This window comes from Shewanella putrefaciens, from assembly GCF_016406325.1.
Taxonomy (GTDB): Bacteria; Pseudomonadota; Gammaproteobacteria; order Enterobacterales; family Shewanellaceae; genus Shewanella; species Shewanella putrefaciens.
Genome location: NZ_CP066370.1, coordinates 4,118,702 through 4,138,201, shown reverse-complemented (window position 1 = coordinate 4,138,201; position 19,500 = coordinate 4,118,702). Strand labels below are relative to the sequence as shown.

16 protein-coding genes are annotated in these 19,500 nt (G+C 45.6%); 5 read left to right on the top strand and 11 right to left on the bottom strand.

Annotation, left to right across the window (positions count from 1 at the left end):
- Nucleotides 1-71: 71 nt before the first annotated feature.
- Together JEZ96_RS18380 and JEZ96_RS18375 are read left to right on the top strand one after the other, a co-directional pair.
- On the top strand, nucleotides 72-1,043 hold the full coding sequence (locus JEZ96_RS18380) for a LysR family transcriptional regulator (RefSeq protein WP_061783259.1): 972 nt from the start codon (nucleotides 72-74) through the stop codon (nucleotides 1,041-1,043).
- Between the two features lie 131 nt (nucleotides 1,044-1,174).
- Nucleotides 1,175-2,044, top strand: a complete 870-nt coding sequence (locus tag JEZ96_RS18375) for a patatin-like phospholipase family protein (protein ID WP_025008657.1) — start codon at nucleotides 1,175-1,177, stop codon at nucleotides 2,042-2,044.
- On the opposite strand, the gene JEZ96_RS18370 is transcribed toward JEZ96_RS18375, so the two are convergent.
- Both JEZ96_RS18370 and JEZ96_RS18365 read right to left on the bottom strand, forming a co-directional pair.
- Complete coding sequence (locus JEZ96_RS18370) at nucleotides 2,041-2,982, bottom strand: LysR family transcriptional regulator (RefSeq protein WP_014609699.1); 942 nt, start codon at nucleotides 2,980-2,982, stop codon at nucleotides 2,041-2,043. The two genes, JEZ96_RS18375 and JEZ96_RS18370, sit on opposite strands and share 4 nt — an antisense overlap.
- Before the next feature lie 28 nt (nucleotides 2,983-3,010).
- The gene (locus JEZ96_RS18365; protein ID WP_025008656.1) at nucleotides 3,011-3,868 is read right to left on the bottom strand and encodes a DMT family transporter; all 858 of its coding nucleotides are present in this window, start codon (nucleotides 3,866-3,868) and stop codon (nucleotides 3,011-3,013) included.
- Nucleotides 3,869-4,062: 194 nt separating this feature from the next.
- Here JEZ96_RS18365 and trmL point away from each other — a divergent pair, with 194 nt between their 5' ends.
- Entirely contained in the window at nucleotides 4,063-4,527 is a 465-nt protein-coding gene (trmL, locus tag JEZ96_RS18360) for a tRNA (uridine(34)/cytosine(34)/5-carboxymethylaminomethyluridine(34)-2'-O)-methyltransferase TrmL (protein ID WP_025008655.1), read from the top strand.
- A 718-nt stretch (nucleotides 4,528-5,245) separates the two neighbouring features.
- Entirely contained in the window at nucleotides 5,246-5,743 is a 498-nt protein-coding gene (locus JEZ96_RS18355; protein WP_229781456.1) for an SMI1/KNR4 family protein, read from the top strand.
- A gap of 1,294 nt (nucleotides 5,744-7,037) precedes the next feature.
- Here JEZ96_RS18355 and JEZ96_RS18350 read toward each other — a convergent pair.
- On the bottom strand, nucleotides 7,038-7,589 hold the full coding sequence (locus tag JEZ96_RS18350) for a hypothetical protein (RefSeq protein WP_025008653.1): 552 nt from the start codon (nucleotides 7,587-7,589) through the stop codon (nucleotides 7,038-7,040).
- Between the two features lie 330 nt (nucleotides 7,590-7,919).
- Here JEZ96_RS18350 and JEZ96_RS18345 point away from each other — a divergent pair, with 330 nt between their 5' ends.
- Complete coding sequence (locus tag JEZ96_RS18345; protein ID WP_128090222.1) at nucleotides 7,920-9,947, top strand: S9 family peptidase; 2,028 nt, start codon at nucleotides 7,920-7,922, stop codon at nucleotides 9,945-9,947.
- 82 nt (nucleotides 9,948-10,029) lie between these two features.
- Here the strand turns inward: JEZ96_RS18345 and JEZ96_RS18340 are convergent, their stop codons facing one another.
- From JEZ96_RS18340 to hslO, 8 genes are all read right to left on the bottom strand, one after another.
- Nucleotides 10,030-11,463, bottom strand: a complete 1,434-nt coding sequence (locus JEZ96_RS18340) for a M16 family metallopeptidase (protein WP_025008651.1) — start codon at nucleotides 11,461-11,463, stop codon at nucleotides 10,030-10,032.
- Nucleotides 11,460-12,791: a M16 family metallopeptidase gene (locus JEZ96_RS18335; protein WP_025008650.1), complete on the bottom strand. Its 1,332-nt coding sequence runs from the start codon at nucleotides 12,789-12,791 to the stop codon at nucleotides 11,460-11,462. The genes JEZ96_RS18340 and JEZ96_RS18335 overlap by 4 nt, the downstream gene beginning before the upstream one ends.
- Before the next feature lie 137 nt (nucleotides 12,792-12,928).
- Nucleotides 12,929-14,365, bottom strand: a complete 1,437-nt coding sequence (locus JEZ96_RS18330; protein WP_061783257.1) for an amidohydrolase — start codon at nucleotides 14,363-14,365, stop codon at nucleotides 12,929-12,931.
- A 252-nt stretch (nucleotides 14,366-14,617) separates the two neighbouring features.
- Nucleotides 14,618-15,505 carry a hypothetical protein gene (locus JEZ96_RS18325; protein WP_025008648.1) on the bottom strand — a complete coding sequence of 296 codons (888 nt, stop codon included), beginning with the start codon at nucleotides 15,503-15,505 and terminating at the stop codon, nucleotides 14,618-14,620.
- A gap of 164 nt (nucleotides 15,506-15,669) precedes the next feature.
- The gene (locus tag JEZ96_RS18320; protein ID WP_025008647.1) at nucleotides 15,670-16,122 is read right to left on the bottom strand and encodes a DUF6985 domain-containing protein; all 453 of its coding nucleotides are present in this window, start codon (nucleotides 16,120-16,122) and stop codon (nucleotides 15,670-15,672) included.
- Nucleotides 16,123-16,133: 11 nt separating this feature from the next.
- Nucleotides 16,134-16,685 carry an SMI1/KNR4 family protein gene (locus JEZ96_RS18315; protein ID WP_061783256.1) on the bottom strand — a complete coding sequence of 184 codons (552 nt, stop codon included), beginning with the start codon at nucleotides 16,683-16,685 and terminating at the stop codon, nucleotides 16,134-16,136.
- A 200-nt stretch (nucleotides 16,686-16,885) separates the two neighbouring features.
- Nucleotides 16,886-18,445 (bottom strand): phosphoenolpyruvate carboxykinase, encoded by a 1,560-nt coding sequence (locus JEZ96_RS18310; RefSeq protein WP_255211617.1) that lies wholly within the window; start codon nucleotides 18,443-18,445, stop codon nucleotides 16,886-16,888.
- A 184-nt stretch (nucleotides 18,446-18,629) separates the two neighbouring features.
- The gene (gene hslO, locus JEZ96_RS18305; protein WP_011790947.1) at nucleotides 18,630-19,490 is read right to left on the bottom strand and encodes an Hsp33 family molecular chaperone HslO; all 861 of its coding nucleotides are present in this window, start codon (nucleotides 19,488-19,490) and stop codon (nucleotides 18,630-18,632) included.
- Nucleotides 19,491-19,500 lie beyond the last annotated feature (10 nt).

Here is a 19,500-nt window from a genome sequence, read left to right as displayed (position 1 = left end):
GGAAATGTATTCCTATGTTACAATTGACTCAAGTTAGAATTTGGGTAATCACTTTTAAGAGTTACTTAAGAATGAATAAAAACATGATCAAGGGGATGATCGTTTTTGCGACTATTGCGGAAAAGGGATCGATGAGTGCCGCTGCGCAGCAATTAAATCTCAGCTCGTCTGCGGTAAGTCAGCAAGTGACCAAGCTCGAAATGGATATGGGGATAAGTCTATTTCACCGAAATACCCGCAACCTCACGCTCACCGAGGCAGGCAGTTTGTTCTATGAGAATTGCCGCAAAGTGATCAGTATCGTTGATAGCACTGAGCAAAAACTTAATAACTTAAAAGGTATTCCTTCTGGGGAATTGAAGATTGCGGCGCCTGTAGGATTTGGTGGTGGTTTATTAAGTGAACCTTTTCAGTATTTACTTGCAACTCATCCACAAATAAGTTTGAACCTCGTTATGCAGGATGGGCCCATAGATATAGTCAACGACGGTATCGATCTGGCGATTTGCATTGGTCCACTCTCAGACTCAAACTTAATTGCCCGTCACTTAGCCGATTGGCGGATGTTGCTCTGTACCTCACCTGATTACTTGCCTATGCATCATAATATCAAGCATCCATCTGAATTAGCGGCATTTAATCGAATCAATCACAATTACACTAAAGGCGAACTTTTAACCCATCATCCTAGTCTTGAGTGTTTTGAGCTCACGGGGCAGCGGATCAGCGTTAACAATATGCAGACCTTAATCCAGCTTACGCTTGATGGGTTAGGATATGCCGCCTTACCCGAACCTGAAGTGCTTGATTATCTTGATAAAGGTGTATTAGTCCCCTTGTTACCCGAATGGTCATTCAATACTTACAGTGTTTACAGTGTGACATCTGCACGGGATAGGCAGCCTGCTAAAGTCAAAGAAGCCTTAAACGCGCTCAGCCAATATTTTAGTCAAACTGATTTTAACCATGCCGATCAATTGAAAGGTGGGAGTTATCAAACAGAGCATATTAAAAGTGGTAAAGAGCACAGGTTAGGCGCTTAGCCTATTCGTTATGATGAGAGTGTAAGTTTTGTCACTATGTTGCCAGCGAAGGTGTAGAGTTTGCACATTCATTTCTTACTCAAGCTGGGGTATTCTGCTGATATGAATCAATAAAAAGATGTACCCAATAGATGAAAGATGTGGCCTTAGTATTAGAAGGTGGCGGCCTCAGAGCCATTTATACCGCAGGTGTATTAGACGCGTTTCTACAGCAGTCACTCAACTTTAGTTATGTGATTGGTGTGTCGGCGGGGGCGATTTATCCTGCATCCTATGTGTCACGTCAATTTGGCCGTAATCTCCAAATCCAGCAGCAATATCTTAATGACAAACGCTATATGGGCGTTCGTCATTGGCTGGCGACAGGCAACTATGTCAACACTGACTTTACCTACCGTCGTATGGCTTATGAGTTGCTGCCATTTGATTTTGAGACATTTTTAAAGAGTGACACTGAATTTAAAGTAGGGGCTTTTAACTGCAACACAGGCAAAACGGATTACTTTAGCAGAGTAGATTTTAGCTGCCATGATAAATTATTGGATGTACTTATTGCCTCCTCTAGCCTGCCTTTTATGTCTAAACCCTGCGTAATCAACCACAATCCTTACCTTGATGGTGGGATTGCTGAACCTATACCTGTGCTGCAGGCTCAAAAAGACGGTTATTCTCGCCAAGTAGTGATCTTGACTCAAGATCAGCACTACCAAAAATCACCCATGAAAATGAATTGGTTAGCGCACAAAACCTATAAACGCTATCCCGCAGTTGCCCATGCATTAAGCGAGCGCCATCGAGTTTACAACCGCGCGTTACTCGATATCGACCAAGCCGTTATCGCAGGTAAAGCCTTTGTGATCCGTCCCGACAAGCCACTTAATTTATCAAGACTTGATCGTAATATTGATAAAGTGACCGCTGTTTATCAGCAAGGGCTTACCGATGGGAATGCTATTCTGCCCACCTTGCTCACTTGGCTAGTGAAGCCTGAAGGTGGCTAAGTTTGAGGCGAGTGTGATTGATGCACTCGATTGATAATCAACTCTCGCAGCCATTTATGGCTTAAGTCGTGTTCGAAGTGTTTGTGCCACATCAATAAATACGCACCGGGGATCAGCTTGATGGGTGATGGTAAAGACTGAAGCTCAAAAGACTTCATCACAGCCAAGGCATACCGCGAAGGTGCACAGAGGATCAAATCGCTCTGTTCACACAGGGTGAGAGCACTCTGAAAGTCGGTCATATTCACGGCAATATCCCGTTTACGGCCCTCGAGTTGTAACACATCATCCAGCAACCAATGCTCTAAACCACCAAAAGCCACTTGCAGATGGCGATAACTCAAGAAGGTATCTAAATTCCACTCTTGTGTTAACGCCGGATGATCACGGCGCATCAAACACACTGGATAATCCTGCACTAACTCAACATGGCATAAGTCATCGGGAATATTATTCACATGCATGGGCGAACGCTCATCCCACTCGCGACAACCTATGGCTAAGTCGATGTCGCAGCGCAGTAATTTGTCCATAGTATCGAGTCGCCATGTTTGGCAATTGAGACTCACACCGGGCGCTTGGGTAAGCAACATGGGCATAAAATGGGGAAAGGTCAGCGAATAGGTGGTTTCAACCAAATGCATTCTAAATTGACGTTGGCTCAAGGCCGGTTCAAAGGTGTTGGGGCGAGTAAATTGCGCCAGCTGCTGTAAGCATTGGCGCAACTCAGGCGCGAGTGACAAGGCCTTGGGCGTCGGTTTTAGGCCATAGGCGGTACGCTCAAATAAAGGATCGTCAAACACTTCTCTCAAACGTGTGAGCTGTTTACTCACCGCCGACTGGCTCAAATGCAACCGCGCCGCAGCGGCGGTCACGCTTTGTTCCTCAAGTAGGATTTCGAGTACGGGCAGTAAATTCAGATCCAAACGTTTTAGCATCTATGCCTCATTCGTACCAAAATAATGACTAGGGTTGCACTTTTTTAAATGGATTTAACCTTAAATTCTGCGGCAACTTCATCAATAACAGTGACAATAAAATCACCGCTATTCCCATCCATTGACGCATATCTAAATTTTCCCCCACAATTAATACGCCTAATGATACGGCAACTACGGGATTGACTAAAGCCATCATGCCCATGATTTCTGGACCTAAGTTTCGCATCGACCACAGCCAAGCCCAATAGGCAACGGCGGTGTTAGCAATCACTAACCATATCAGCGACGGCACCAAAGTCATACTCGGTAGCTGCGGTGGCCCTGCCATAAACCAAGCCAGTGGGATCAGCATCAAGCCGCCCAATAATAGCTGCCACGCGGTCAGTACTAAAAAGTCACCCACATCCCACTTTTGCATCCAGCGAGAAGAAAAAGCGATTAAAGTGGTGGCACTCAGCATGCAAAGTACACCGATAGGATCGAGATCCGCCGACGGGTTAAGCAGTAAAATGACCCCACCGAGCCCCATCAAACCTAATAGTAACCACTTTATTCCTGGCCTTTTTTTATCAATGAGCCAAGCCAGTATTAAGAAGATGAGTGGCAGCGTCGCCCCTAAGGTTCCCGCCACTGCGCCCGGCAAACGGTAAGCTCCGATAAATAGCAAAGCGAAGAAAGCGCCGATATTACAAAAAGCGAGCAAACCAAGCTTTGACCACACCAGCGTTGGCAAACGAGGACGCAGCATTAACATTAATATCCCCGCTGGCAAGGCGCGCCACACGGCCACCCAGTAGGGCGACATATCATGTAAGTAGAGACTCACTAACGCATAGGTAGTCCCCCAAAATACAGGAGCGAGTAACGCAATCACAAAGGGCATAATGGCTTCTTAAAAAGTATCTTGATGTTGAGATATGTTACTTTGAGATAATAAAGCAGGCAAGCCTTGAGATAACAATTCCACCTATTTACAACCTCTGTTGTATGACCTGAGCCAAATCCACTCACAACAGACACTGCGCTTGTGCGCCGTTTGCCGTATAATCGGGCGTCATTTTTTACAGGCGGGTCAGTATGTTCCATATCGCACTCTATGAGCCAGAAATCGCACCTAACACAGGTAATATCATTCGCCTTTGCGCAAACAATGGCTGCCAGCTGCATTTAATTGAGCCATTAGGTTTTGATCTAGAAGAGAAAAAGCTACGCCGCGCGGGTTTGGACTATGCAGACTTAACCAATGTGACTCGCCATAAAGATTTCGATGCCTTTCTTGAAGCGATGACAGGCAAGCGCATTATGGCCTGCACTACTAAGGGGAGTCGCCCGCATACTGAGCTGAGTTTTGCCAAGGATGATGTGCTGTTATTTGGCCCTGAGACCCGTGGTTTGCCGATGGCGATTATCGAGTCGATTCCGCCCGAGCAAAGATTGCGTATTCCAATGGCGGCAACGAGTCGTAGTTTGAACCTTTCTAATGCAGTGGCCATTATCAGCTACGAAGCGTGGCGCCAACTCGGTTTTGAAGGTGCAATTTAATGCTTAGGGATACTTATTTGGATTAATCTAGAGTTAACCTGTCAATATTCAAATCACGATGCGATTAGATCCGACAGGTTACTTTAATTCCATTCTACCCCAAAGTAAGACAGCTGAATCGTATCTTGTGTTATGTGCATTGCCACTGTTTCCCCAGTGACACGCCGCCCTTTTATTTTACAAGAAGTATCCCTATAGGCTCGGCGGCGGCATCTGCTGCATATGGAAGTGCGAATGTCGCGATCACATGGCCGATGATGTTCCCGACATCATAGTGGCATTTCCCATATCCCTATGGGTCAGATGTGAAAGAGCGGCCATGCCGCCAACGGTCACTGTTGCAACAGTGGCAATCTTAACTACCCCCTCACACTGTTCGTTTAGCTAAAAAGGTATTGCCCATTCCTTGTTAGCAAAGTGGCATCTAGCTCACTTCAACATCAGTATGTTGACTCAATTTTAGTAATGCTACAGGGCTCTGGTCTAATCAGTATTATCCAACCGCAATTACATTAGCAGATGAGAAAATGTGGTATGAGTGTTAGCCTGAATACGAGGCCAAAATGCTGTCAATCAAGGTAAATAATGAGTCAGACGTGAGCGTAAAAGAATGAGAAAGCTAAAACAATATCAAGTGATTAACCATGAAACAGTATAAAAAACCGCTACCGCAAAAATGCAAATTCCTATAGCATCATTTGTACCAATTGACCTGTATGTGGCAGTTGCCAAGTCCAACAAGCGATTTATGCCCTGCAAACAGCGCATAATTACTAAGATGTTACGCATCATGAGCAAATATCGAGATAAATTCGAATATCCGGAAAATCCAGCAAGTACTGAAGAAATTCAGGCTCTTGAGAAATGGTTAGGAACAGATCTTCCTAGTGAGTATAAGAAGTTCTTGCTTGAAACTAATGGGGCCGAAACTCCGATTGGCGTGCAAGAACCAGATGACTCAGTTGTGCTCTGGAGCGCTAAAGAGATTTCCGAATTAACAGAAGCCTATTGCTACGAGCAATACTTGCCTGGGTTGGTTGCTATTGGTTCAGATGGTGGGGGAGAGTCAATTGTCTTCGATACCACACATAATATAAGCTCAGAAGACTGGCCAGTTTATAGGGTACCTTTCGGCGATTTAACTAAAGAGTCTATGGTATTGTTGGCGGCAAATTTCAATGAGTGGGTTTCCAGTGGTTATTCACTCAAGTTCTAAAATGTTTAACAAGGCCAGTCAATCTGACCTCCGTAAACTGCCTTTTTTGCAAAAAGACGTAAAAAAGTTTTTAATTCACTCCGGCAGTTGCTGGCAGCGTTAGGACAAACCAAGAATCGACTCAGGCGTAACTGCTAATGAACATCGAAGCATTGATTGAACAAATAGAGAATACTGGCTAAGCCAAGCTGAGCACATCTTAGCGATTTCTCAATTACAAATTGAATGGGATTGGTTGCCGAGCAGCAGAGATCAATCCGATCCTTTCGAAGGAACATATCCAACTAAACCAGACGAACAGCTCTACGACAAAGAGGCTGAGAAAGTGGTTTATAAAGCTGCGTTGAAATCGTTGCGAAGCGTTGGGAAGACTCATCCTAAACTTGTCGATGGCCCTCATAACTACACAGAGGCAATGAAAGGTAGCGCGCTGTTCGCTTGTAGACATGCAGCCAAAGAGGTCCTTTCTAATCAGCCAGGAAAGTGGGTAGCAATCTTAGCATTATATCATACCGGTGTGTGGCCATGTGGTATAACCCAAACTGGGGAATTGGTTATCCTATAAAAGCAATGAAGACAATAAAATATAAGTTAAGACAGAAATAACTCGATGATCAATAGCTATACCAAATCAAGCATTGTTGCACCAGTGACCTTCTAAAACGCATGCGGAAACATTACTCATTACTCTTTTTGAGTTGCCGTCACGAATCAAATCTATGAAAGCTACTAACTAGTGGTTCAAATAGCTCGCGTTGCTCACAGGAATGGGCTAGAGCGTAGGTTAAGACATAGAAATTCTTATCCGAAAACCTCAAATTAGGACTAACAATCTAGCTCATTTATGTCCACAAACGAGTCACATATCTACTTTAAAGCAAACAGGTTACACCGATATTAAATAGGTGAGCCATGGTGATTGGCGAGACGACCGTCCGCACCATGGCCGCTCTTTGGCGTCCATGCCATCGCGGCATTTGTGAATCCTTTCACATCAGATGGGGCGGCCCTGCATCCACGGATGATGGGATGGACACCTTTTGTGAAGTACTTGCTGCATGTCGGTGAGTGAACACCATGGCAAGTTTGCGTTAGTAGATATCAGTCAACGAATACACGGGGTCAGTGTAAACGAATCTGGTCGCCATAACTTACCTAATGCTATTACCCACCTTTAGTGCATAAAATCTAACGCTTTTTGTCCCGAAGTGAGTTGTGTGGTGTCAAGTAGAGATTGTACGATTAAGTCGTACTACATAATCAAAACTGCCAGTTCGTGTATGAGTGAGTACACTTATTGAGATGGCGTCACAGGCGTCATCTCTATCCCACGAAAAAGCTGATAGCGATCAACATCATCATCTAGATATTGAATATTCTGTGTCCATTGCCAAGCATTATGTTGGCTAGAGGAGGGCTGGGTTTGAAAGTACAACTGGATCAATGCAGAACGGGCATTTACTTCGCCTTCCCCCAGTAAGGAATAATCCCCATTTTTACGATATAAACTAAAAACTTGCTGCTTTTCCTGTGATATACCATCGTAGTATGTCAGAAGTACTTGTTCGCCTTGCTCTCTAAACCACCACGTTTCACTGTAAGGGGCCCTTGTTCCGACACTGACGGATAGGATCAACTGCCGCTGATCGTGGGAGCATAAACCTGTCGTGGTGACTTTTCGTGGTATTTCACCCACTTTAGCCGCATCGCCAGTCCACTGACCAACAAATTGAGCGCAAAATTCATTAAAGCTGATTTTAGTCGCTACGGCCGAAAAAGGCGTTAATACGCTGAGCGTAATGCCCCACAGACAATACCGTTTTAATAGGTTTATTTTATTCTGCATATTTTCACCTATCTGCAATGTCGGATTAGATTAGCGTTAAATTTAATCACAAACAAATACTTAGCCGTCTTTATGTTGATTGATGCTGAAGTGCTACTCGCGGACAAATTATCACAATGGCAGTCGAGGTTGACGAGCAAAATTTACAGATGGTTACACAAAGCACGTTTATTGCTCATCATTACTCAGTTTGCTTTCATGCTGAGTTTCTATACTCTCGGGTTTGTACAACCAAATATAATCATTATAACGATATTTATACCCAAACAATCTGAAGATGCTGGCATGCGTCCCTCCAGATAGCGTAGGTATATATTAAGGAGACTCACAGTGAAGAAGGCAGGAATTTTATTGCTCTGTCTGTTGATGCCATTTGGCTCAGCATTGGCGGAGCAGGGCAAGCCACTCTCGGTGGAGTTGCTTTGGCAACTTAAGCGTATTGGTAGCCCTGTGGTATCCCCCTCTGGTGAACATATTATTGCGCCAGTGACAGAATATGATTTAAAAGAAGATAAAGGTTCGACCCAGTTGTGGCGTTTTGATGGCGAAGGGAAAAATAATCGTGCCATCACAGCGAAGGGGCTAAAGGTTCGTGAGCCAGTGTTTTCACCTGATGGTAAGACATTAGCCTTTGTCAGTGAGCGAAATGAAGACGATGCAGGCCAAATTTACCTGTTGCCTATGGATGGTCCGGGTGAAGCGCAACGTTTAACCGATATTCCTACTGGCGTTAATGGTATTAAATGGATTGGCAAGCATCTGTATTTCATCAGCAATATCTTCCCAAATCAAAAATGGGATGAGATGAAAACCCAACTAAAAACCGACAAGGACAATAAGGTATCCGCGCGCCAGTGGAATGCGTTGCCCTATGCTCAGTTTGATCATTGGCTGGATGAACGTCGTCAGGCCCATGTCTTTAGGATCCCCGCTTTGGGCGGTGAAGTTGAAGCCGTCACTCAACCGCTTGGATATGAGTTACCGCGTTCGAGCCAAAGCAGTTCAAGTTATGATATTTCGCCTAATGAACGCTTGATTGCCTTCAGTGCTTATGGCTCAGACAATCGTGTTGATCCTAAACTGGATATTTTTCTCGCCACAATTGGTAGCGGTAAAGCAGAAAATATTACGCCAGAAAATCAAGCCGCAGATGTTAATCCAAACTTTAGTCCTAATGGCAAAACGCTGGCCTTTACCCGTCAAAAAATCCCCGGATTTTATGCCGATACCGCAAGGTTGATGCTACTGGATATTGATAGCCGCAAACTCAATACGCTAACGCCTGAGTGGGATCGTTCAGTCGGCCAATTTAATTGGACACCCGATAGCAAAGGTTTTTATGCCGCTATTGATGATGCTGCGACGAGTCGCATTTATCATATCGATGCCAAAAACGGTAAAGTCAAAGCCATTACAGAAGCGACTGACTTTGGTCAACCTGCCATAGGCAAAGATGGTGAATTGATTGCCACCAACGAGAGTTTCTTGCACCCAGCGCGCTTGGTCAGCATTAATCCCCGCAATGGCAAGACGGTACGCCTAGAGAACTTTAATGACGATATTCTTAAAGACGTTGATTTAGGCACTTATGAGTCAGTGACTTACAAGGGATATCAAAATCAAGATATTCAAATGTGGGTACATTATCCACCAGGGTTCGATCGCAGTAAAAAATACCCCCTCTTTATGTTGGTTCACGGCGGGCCACATAACGCCATCTCCGATGGTTTCCATTACCGTTGGAACGCGCAAACCTTCGCCTCTTGGGGATATGTTACTGCGTGGCCAAACTTCCATGGTTCTAGCGGCTTTGGACAAGACTTTGCCGATGCGATTAACCCAGATTGGAAGAATAAATCCCTCGAAGATGTGCTCAAAGCTGCTGAATGGTTTAAACAGCAAAGCTGGATTGATAGCGATCGTATGGTCGCGGGTGGCGCAAGTTACGGTGGATATCTGACCTCGATTATTTTAGGTCAACCACATCCCTTTAAAGCCCTACTGATCCACGCCGCGGTTTATGACATGTATTCACAAATGGCGGCCGACTTTGCGGTGCACAGCACGCGCTTTGGTAATTACTGGGATAATCCTGAGTTATATAAAGCGATTTCGCCACATTATTTTGCGGCTAACTTTAACACTCCAACGTTGGTTAGCCACGGTCAGCTCGACTACCGTGTACCAGTTGGGCAAGGGTTTGAGCTGTTCCGCACTCTGCAAACTCGCAATGTGGAATCGCGGATGATTTACTTCCCCGATGAAAACCATTGGGTGATGAAGCCTAATAACTCTATCTATTGGTATAACCAAGTCAAAGATTGGATGACCCACTACGCCAAGCCGGGTGGACAATAGAATCTAGAACCTAGCACAGAAAAGCAAAAGGTCTGCACTATGCAGACCTTTTCTTTATTGAATCAAACCGAGCAACGATAACTTATTGACCAAATCCTGTGGCGTTAATCTCGACAGTTTGCACTTTGCCGTATTTAGCTGCAACAGGCGCAATCTTGCTCGCGTTACCAATTAGTACAAATTGTAAGTCCTTCTGTGGGAAGTAAGCTTTCACGAGTCTTTGGGTTTCTTCTAAGGTTAAACCGTCCACCTTAGCTTGGAACTCATTGATAAACTTGTCATCGAAGCCGTACAAATACATGCCAGACAATAACCCAGCCAACTGGCCTGAGGTTTCAAACTTAGGTGGGAACTGCCCCTTCACATAGGCTTTTGCTGAATCTAACGTCGCCTGATCTATACCTTTTTCCCATAAACGTGCATAGGTTTTTAAGGCTAAATCTATCGCTTCTTGAGTCGTCTCTGTCTTAGTGAAAGTGCTGATAGTAAACACGCCTGAGTCGGTATACGGTGTAAAACCTGAGCGTGCACCATAGGTTAAGCCTGCGTTTACCCTTAGCTCATCATTCAGCCAAGAGGTAAAGCGGCCGCCTAAAATCGTGTTTACTACCGTTAAACCCACATAGTCAGGGTTATTACGGCTAATGCCTAAACCGCCGATCAAAAAGGTGGTTTCGATTGCATCGGGTTTATCCACCAACAAAACTTTGGCCTCGGTTAACTGAGGCAAACCTTGGTTTAAATCAGGCTGTACCAGTTTTTCGCTGTCTTTCCATTGACCGAATGTTTGTGTCAGTTTGGCTTTCATAGCAGTCACATCAAAGTCACCCACAACGGTTATCGCGGTATTGGCAGGCTGATAGTAACTCTTATGGAAAGCGCGTAGCTGCGATACAGTGATTTGCTCTAGCGAATCACTGTTACCCGAAGCCGCATTACCATAGGGATGATCGCCAAATACGAGTTTATCGAAGTAGCGACCAATCACCGCCCGTGGGCTTTCTTTATCTTGCTGCAGCCCGGCAATGGCGCGTTGTTTGAGTTTATCAAATTCGGCCGCATCAAAATCAGGGGTTAATATGGCGGCGCTAAATAGGCCCAGCATGAGGTCAATATCCTTCGCCATAAAGTCAGCACTCAGATAACTGCCTTCTTTATCTGCATCAGCGCCTAAACTGGCACCAAGAAAATCCACTTGCTGCTCGATATCGGCCTTAGATTTGCCCGCTGCACCTAACAATAAACCTTCTGCCGTCATTTGTGCCACGCCTGCGGTGGTGTCATTAACGGCACCTGCGCGCACCACGGCATTTAAGGTAATTAAGGGCACTTCGCGCTGGGGCATTAAATACACAGTAAGGCCATTATCTAACACAAACTTATCGTAACTTGGCATGGCAAAACTGCCAGTATCAACGAGTTTTGGGGCTGATGTCGCCGCACAGCCTGCTAAGGCCAAACTTGTTCCTAAAGCTAAAGCCGCCATTAACGTAGAGGGTTTTCCAAATGATTTCATTGATCAGACTCCTCGGATGCTGCCAGCACAGCCACAGTGCGATTCGATTTACGTAAATAGGTTTGGGCAACACGCTGAATATCTGCTGGTGTCACCTTGTTATAGGCTTCTGGCGCATTAAATAGCTTGTCGTAACTACCAAAATACATCTCATAGGTGCCTATGGTATTGGCCTTGCCATTAATGGTTTCCATTGAGCGATAAAAATCCATCAACTTGATATTTTTAACTTTATCCAATTCTTGCTGGGTAACACCTTGGCTCGCAATGCTATTGATTTGCTCGATCAGCGCGCGCTCTAAGGTTGAGGCATTCACTTCAGGTGTCGCCACGCCCATTACATAGAAGAGGTTAGGATCGACCGACATCGGCATGTAGGTTTGCGCTTCTAAGGCCAGTTGTTTATCAACCAATGATTGATATAAACGCGAACTATTACCCTGGCTTAGAATCGAGCTTAATAAGTCCAGCGCATAAAAATCCGCATGGGTTGCCGCCGGAATATGGTACGCCAGCATTACGTTGGGTGTGCTGACCGACGCCTTTTGCACAAAGGTGCGACGCTCGCCCTTTTGCTCAGGCTCTACGGTGCGAATCGCTTTCGGTGGCGTTTGTGCCGGAATAGGTGCAAAGTATTTGTCTGCCAAGGCTTTTACTTGGGCAAGCTTTACATCACCGGCAATCACGACCACGGCATTGTTCGGCGCGTAATAGGTTTTATGGTACTGAACTAAATCTTCCAACGACCAAGCGGCGATATCCGACTCGTGACCGATCACCGACCAAGAATAAGGGTGGGCTAAAAATGCCACGCCTTTGATTTCGCCTTCAAGGGCATTCCAGTTAGAGTTTTCTAAGCCAGTAGAACGCTCTGACTGCACTACACCACGCTCGCTTTCTACCATTTCGGGATTGATATCTAAGTTAGCGATACGGTCGGCTTCGAGATCGAACATAGTTTCGAGTGCATTGGCGGGGAACCAATCGGTATAAACCGTCATATCTTCAGTGGTATACGCATTGTTCGCGCCACCGGCAGCTTCCATAGTGCGGTCGAACATTTTTGGGCCGTACTTTTTCGAACCGTTGAACATCATGTGTTCGAAAAAGTGCGAAATACCGGTAATGCCGGGCACTTCGTTACGTGAACCGACCTTCCAAAACAAATACATGTTGGCATTGGGAATTGAGGCATCTTCTAGCACCATGATTTTCATGCCGTTATCTAGCGTGAAACTCTTAATGTCTTCTGCCGTGGTGGCCTGTGCTTGGCTTAGGGGATTCAAAAGTCCCATAGCCAACACCAGAGCCGATAGCGTGCGCTTCATCTTGTTCGCTCCTTGCTGTAAAAAATCACATATGAAGGTAAATTGTTTAACAAATCAAGCGCAGCAAGCGTATCCCGCGCCGGTTTTTTGTAAGCTCAAGTTATACCGCAGTGCTTACGGAATAATACGTTAGCCACTTATTGGGCTTTGAGCGCCGTTAACGCCACTTTGGTCATGGCTTCAACACCCACTTTTAGCGCACTTTCATCCACATAAAATGCCGGTGAATGATTGCTGGCCGCCGTTTCAGGGTCCGTTCCCTTTGGCGTCACCCCGAGGAAGAAAAACATCCCCGGCGTTTCTAAGGCGTAGTAAGCAAAGTCTTCGGCACCTGTGATTAACCCGGGTTCAATCAGCATCTTATCGCCCACCACGCTCGCCAGCACGGGCCGCATACTGGCGACTAATTCGGGATTGTTGACCACCACAGGATAACCTTGGTGGATCTCAGTGGTCGCAGTCGCCCCTAAGGTTTTCGCCGACAGCTCGGCCATTTGCGCTAAACGCAGTTTAATATCGGCGCGCATAGGTTGGTCGAAGGTACGAATAGTGCCAATCAGCTCGACTTCATCGGGAATAATGTTAGAGCGAATACCGCCATTAACCGCGCCAAAACTCACCACTGCCGGCGCTTTAGTGATATCCACCTGACGGCTTACTATGGTTTGCACGTTAGTGATAATTTGCGCCGCGGCGACAATAGGATCAACCCCATTCCAAGGACGCGAACCATGGGTTTGGCTGCCTTTCACTTTGATGGTAAAAGAGTCTTCACTCGCCATCGCTGGGCCACTACGCAGGCCAATCATGCCACTTGGCATGCTCGATGTGACATGCATACCAAATACTTGCTCGGGTTTGCGCTGAGCAAATAGCCCTTCTTTGAGCATCAATTCCGCGCCGCCCTCTTCACCCTCTGGCGCACCTTCTTCGGCGGGTTGGAAGATAAACATCACATCCCCCGCTAGGCTGTTTTTCACGTTAACCAAGTTTTCGGCCACGCCCATTAACATGGCCACATGTGTATCGTGACCACAGGCATGCATCACCCCCACTTTTTGATCGCGATAAGTGTCAGTCGCCTTAGAGGCAAAAGGTACATCGACCACTTCAGTCACAGGCAGTGCATCCATATCCGCCCGAATCGCAATCAGCGGCCCAGGCTTGCCGCCCTTCAACTTTCCACCCTTTAAGATTGCCACCACGCCCGTATGCGCCACACCCGTTTGCACTTCTAAACCTAGTGACTTCAGATGCTTTTCAATAATCTTGCTGGTGCGAAATTCACGATTAGACAATTCAGGGTGTTGATGCAAATCACGGCGCCAGTTGATCACCTTTTGCTCCACACCCGCTGCCAACTTAGCCGCATCCGGCATCGCATGGGTCGCCGCTTGCACCGAATTAAAACCCGTGCCCATAAAACTCAAGGCTAAGGCTGAAGCGAGTAAGGTCTTAGAAAAACGGGATTTATTTGCAGAGAAGTTAAAAGCAAGTGGTTTTGAGGTTGCGGATGTTGAAACCGACTTTGATACTGAGAGTGATAAAGCGGGTGATATAGAGGATGCAGTCATAGCGATAGCCTATTGTTGTTTTTATAAGCTATCTAAACTACACGGACACTGAGGAATTGTTAATAGATTTAATGATAAAGGTAAATAACACAGCTAAAGAGCCAAATCCTAATGATGTTTCATTAGATGTCATATTAAGCCGTCATTCCCGCAATGCTTGTGAGCAGGAGTCCAGCTTTTAGGTAACTGAAGTTTAGTTATTTAGAGAATTGCATAATTTTAAATGGTTAATTTTGTTTGGATTAATCGCAGTTAACTTTGTGTGTCTGTTAATGAATGGATTAGCGTCAGCGTATTTGGGTCAATTGGCAGATCATTTAACTTTTGCTCAGCTAAGGGATTGAAAGATATATTAATGGACTCGTGACCCGTGGTAAAAAACGCGTGTAATTCATTCTGCCATGGTAGGGGGAAATCAAGGGGAGGTAATGGCGCATTGGTTGTATGGAACCGCCATAAATTGACTAAACCATGGGCATTAACACAGTAACATTTTTCCAGTGGCGAATATTCTTGCTGCGAGCGATTAGACTTGACCATAATGGCGATATTGTCGATAAACGAGCCCATGTCCTGATTGATGATGGCCGCGAGGCTATGCAGCATCGCCATACTGTATTTCGAATCTTTTAGGCTTGTGAGTTTATGTCGTAAATTATCTGTAACGGGTGTGGCACCTAAAATGGCATATACCGCATTGCAGGCCAAGACTGTCACCTTATGACCCGTTAAAAAGGGTGGCACAAATTGCTTTTTATAGGCGGCGATAGTGGGTAAATCATGAATGGCGAGTGCCGCCAGCAGCGGCCAAATATGTAGGCTGTCAGTCCCCGAGTAATCCCCACCCCGCACCAATCTCGTGAAACAACCAAAGCGCCCTGCTAACGTCAGGCTGTTTATAAACTCGGCGAAGTTGTTAAAGGCCACCCGCTGGATTATGGCGAATTGGGTTAATTCATTTTCTATATAGCTGATGCGATGAATTAAGTCATTAGCGGTGAGATCATCACTCTCTTTTAAACCCTGCGCTAGGATAGCGAGTTTGACTGCTTGAGGCTCGGTTAACTGCTCGTCATTTTCTGCCAGTCTCTGCAATACACTGAATGCTTGGTCTCTGTCTTTTTTAGGGTAGTTTTTCATCTTGTATCTCACTTATCGTTGCCACCGTTAAGGTCACTCCTCATTTCGCGATCACGAGCTTGCCAGAGCGAACAAAATTTAATCTCGAAACGTCAACACGCCCTAATCAAGTCCATTGGAGAAAGGTTGTTTTAAAACTTCCAACAGCAGGCATAGTTTTGATTTTATGCAATAAGAAAATTAAGATCTTCATTTTGTAGGCATAAATCGCTATCAATTGAGGAGAGTAACACACCATAGGTATAACCGCAGTTGCCCACAAAAATCACTTGATTACCATTGAGTATCAACACTTCTACGCCATGATCGGTTTCCCAGTTGCAGGTGTAATGATAACGAATTGCCCGAGTCTCCATTGTGCTGGTGTCATCCAATATAATGTACAAAGGCTGGGTATTTGCGGCTATTTCATTGATGGTATTTAAAGAAATCTCTAAGTCACCGCAATAATCTTCAAAGTACTTATGCATTTTGAGCATAGCATTTAGGATTTTATGCTTCGTCTCTTGTGTCATCAAAGAAACGTCTTCGAGCATTTTTATGCGTAACTTATCGTTGCCCTGAAGCTCACCTTCAATAATCAGTTCACTAGGTTTGTTGAATAATGGGTCGTTCATTTTCGTTATCCTTAATCCTCAATTAATTCATCTGGATATAGCGTGATTTGCGCCAAGGATTGCTCAAAAAATTGGTTTAGGTTTGGGCTGATAAAGTCCATCATATCGGGGTCATGGGTGTATGCGATAACTTGGCCGATTTTACCTAATGCCGAGGGCGAATGATCTGCAATCAAGAGTAATGTGCCCCCTCCAAATTGGGCAAAGGGCAACCAACCTCCTTGATACCACCCCGATTGAATTTTGGGATCCCGCACTTCTGGCTCTTGGTAATTAGTGTAGTGCTGGGCCCGTTTTTTCATTCGGTCACGATATGTAAGTGATGAGGCTAATGACAAAAAATCATACCGACAAAAGTAATCTTTTCGGGCAAATACCGTGCTCCACTCATTGCCACCATTGGCATATCCCCAAAGCTCCCTTAGCTGAGGAACAAGTTTAAAACCTAATTGTTTTTCGGCTTCATCTAAGGCCGAGTTTGATAAGCCATCATGCAGTTCTAATGTTTGATTTAGGCTGGCGTAGAGAGCACTCAATGCTTGTAGATATGTCTTAACGTCCATTGTATATATTCCTCCATCTTGGAATCTGGCCGCAGTGTATATCCGTTTTCTTTATACCGCTAGCATATGCACTTAGGGAACTTATTTAATCGAATTAATCACATAAATGCCATGGTTTGCGTCAGCCCTATAAAAATGGCACCGATCAATACTGAGTCAGTGCCATTTTTTTACAGGCTTTAAATTAAATGCTTAGGCGTTTATGCTTTTGGGCCTGCGTGTCGGATTGCGTCTGACACTTGATACTTAGCGAAGTTTTTAGTGAAAGCTTCGGCCAGCTTCTGGGCATATTCGGCATATAGCGCTTTATCGCCCCAAGTGTTGATTGGGTTGAGTAAATTGCTGTCTACGCCTGTCACTGCAACAGGAACGGCGAGGTTCAAGGTGTCTAAGTGGATGGTTTCAACATCTTTCAATTCACCGCTGACAATTGCATCGACGATGGCGCGAGTGGTGGGGATGTCAAAACGCTTACCCACACCATGTGGACCGCCAGTCCAGCCAGTGTTGACTAAGTAGACTTGGCTACCGAATGACTCAATGCGTTTCATTAACAGTTCAGCGTACACGCCAGCAGGGCGTGGGAAGAAAGGTGCGCCGAAGCACGTTGAGAAAGTCGATTGAATCGCTGAGGTTGAGCCGATTTCAGTCGAACCCACTTTGGCGGTATAGCCAGATAAGAAGTGGTATGCCGCTTGTTCTTTAGTCAGGATAGAAACCGGTGGTAATACGCCAGATACGTCGCAGGTTAAGAACACAACGGCATGTGGCTCTGCGCCGCAGTTGTCTTCTTTACGTTGGGCGATGTGCTCCAGCGGATAGGCTGCGCGGGTGTTCTCCGTCAGGCTGCTGTCTTTGTAGTTAGGGACGCGGTGTTCGTCCATAACGACGTTTTCAAGCACAGTGCCGAAACGAATCGCATCCCAAATCACAGGCTCATTCTTCTGGCTTAAATCGATACATTTGGCGTAGCAACCACCTTCGATATTGAATACGCCGCCCGGTGCCCAGCCGTGTTCATCGTCACCGATCAGGAAGCGTTTGGGATCGGCAGATAGCGTGGTTTTTCCCGTGCCAGACAGACCGAAAAATAACGTAGTGTCGCCATCTTTACCTACGTTGGCTGAGCAGTGCATAGGTAGCACGCCTTGGGCTGGCAGTAGGAAGTTCTGCACTGAGAACATAGATTTTTTCATTTCGCCAGCGTATTTCAAGCCCGCGAGCAGCACTTTACGTTCGGCGAAGTTTAAAATCACGGCTGCATCTGAGTTAGTGCCATCACGCGCGGGATCGCAAACAAAGTCTGGGGCATTGATGATCTGCCATACTGGTTTGTCTTTACGATTAAATTCTTCAGGAATGATGAATAGATTGCGGGCGAACAGTTGGTGCCAAGCGTATTGCGTAGTAACGCGTACGGGTTGGTAATGTTCTGTATCGGCACCGACTTCGAGATCAGATACAAACAGTTCTTTATCGGCAAGGTATGCCTCAACCCGTGCCCATAAACCTTCAAAAGCACCGGGTTCGAAAGCTTGGTTGACAGGGCCCCATTCAATATCGGCCTCTGAACTGGGCTCTTTGACGATAAAACGATCACCGGGTGAGCGACCGCTGCGAGCGCCAGTTTTCGCAACTAACGCGCCATTGGCTGTCAATTCACCTTCGCCGCGTAGCAGGGCAAATTCGACAAGTTGTGCTGTTGAGGGGTTGTAATGAACGCGGTGTAATCCATCCGCCATAGCGAGGTCTCCATTTATTGTATTTGTAAGGTTATTTTTATGATCGATCGTCTGCCGATTTATTTGCTATTTATCGCCTAGGCCGTGCTAGGGACAAAGTGATGCCGATTGTAGCCTAAGCAGAGTACAAAGTGTGAACTGGATCATGGTGGAATAAAAAATGGGCACCTGACTGTGCCCATTTTTTTAATTAATTTATTGATTATTGAGGTATATTCGAGTTCTGACCATTGGCAAATATTGTTGTGATATCTATGCCATCAAACACGTAATTGGCATTGCAATACTCGCAGCCCATTTCAATCTTACCTTCTTCGGCCAGAATGGCTTCAACTTCAGCCTGCTCTAGAGTCTTAATCGCTGCAGCACTTCGCTCACGTGAACAGGTGCATTTAAAGCTAACTTCAATAGGATCGAATAGGCGGACTTCTTCCTGATGATATAAGCGGTGTAATACGTTTTCAGCATCTAAAGTGAATAATTCTTCGGCCTTAATGGTTGAGGTTAACTGGCTTAAATGCTCGAAGTCTTGATGGTGATCTTCTTGGCTTGGCAGAATTTGCAGGAACATACCTGCAGCCTGTTGTCCATTAGCAAATAACCATAATGCTGTTGGTAACTGTTCAGATTGATTGAAGTATTCCTCAACACAGGCGGCCAGCGTGGGCTTGTCTAATGCCACGACACCTTGGTAGCGTTCACCCTCATCCGGTGTTAGGGTGATCACCATATAACCTTGACCAAATAAGTCAGCAAGGCTGGCGTTATCGGTTAATTCGCCATTCCAACGCGCAACACCGCGCAGTTGTTGCAGGTTATTGCCGTTAATCACCGCCAGTGATACGGGGCCATTACCCTGTAACTGCACGCTGATATCACCGCTGAACTTTAAGGTTGCCGTTAACAGTGAGGTCGCCGCCATTAACTCACCGAGTAAAATTTGTAATACAGGCGGGTACGCTTGGGCGTCGAGCACTTGTTGGTAGCTCTCTTGTAATTGCACCAACTCACCACGCACATCGGCATTGTCAAACAGGTAACGGTGTAAAATATCTTGGTTCATTATTGAGTCT

Excerpts from the sequence above, each read along its gene's own strand:
- JEZ96_RS18330 (WP_061783257.1), bottom strand. The coding sequence starts at position 14,365 with ATGACTGCATCCTCTATATCACCCGCTTTATCACTCTCAGTATCAAAG.
- JEZ96_RS18365 (WP_025008656.1), bottom strand. The coding sequence starts at position 3,868 with ATGCCCTTTGTGATTGCGTTACTCGCTCCTGTATTTTGGGGGACTACC.
- hslO (WP_011790947.1), bottom strand. The coding sequence starts at position 19,490 with ATGAACCAAGATATTTTACACCGTTACCTGTTTGACAATGCCGATGTG.
- JEZ96_RS18315 (WP_061783256.1), bottom strand. The coding sequence starts at position 16,685 with ATGGACGTTAAGACATATCTACAAGCATTGAGTGCTCTCTACGCCAGC.
- JEZ96_RS18375 (WP_025008657.1), top strand. The coding sequence starts at position 1,175 with ATGAAAGATGTGGCCTTAGTATTAGAAGGTGGCGGCCTCAGAGCCATT.
- trmL (WP_025008655.1), top strand. The coding sequence starts at position 4,063 with ATGTTCCATATCGCACTCTATGAGCCAGAAATCGCACCTAACACAGGT.
- JEZ96_RS18370 (WP_014609699.1), bottom strand. The coding sequence starts at position 2,982 with ATGCTAAAACGTTTGGATCTGAATTTACTGCCCGTACTCGAAATCCTA.
- JEZ96_RS18320 (WP_025008647.1), bottom strand. The coding sequence starts at position 16,122 with ATGAACGACCCATTATTCAACAAACCTAGTGAACTGATTATTGAAGGT.
- JEZ96_RS18350 (WP_025008653.1), bottom strand. The coding sequence starts at position 7,589 with ATGCAGAATAAAATAAACCTATTAAAACGGTATTGTCTGTGGGGCATT.
- JEZ96_RS18335 (WP_025008650.1), bottom strand. The coding sequence starts at position 12,791 with ATGAAGCGCACGCTATCGGCTCTGGTGTTGGCTATGGGACTTTTGAAT.
- JEZ96_RS18380 (WP_061783259.1), top strand. The coding sequence starts at position 72 with ATGAATAAAAACATGATCAAGGGGATGATCGTTTTTGCGACTATTGCG.
- JEZ96_RS18340 (WP_025008651.1), bottom strand. The coding sequence starts at position 11,463 with ATGAAATCATTTGGAAAACCCTCTACGTTAATGGCGGCTTTAGCTTTA.
- JEZ96_RS18325 (WP_025008648.1), bottom strand. The coding sequence starts at position 15,505 with ATGAAAAACTACCCTAAAAAAGACAGAGACCAAGCATTCAGTGTATTG.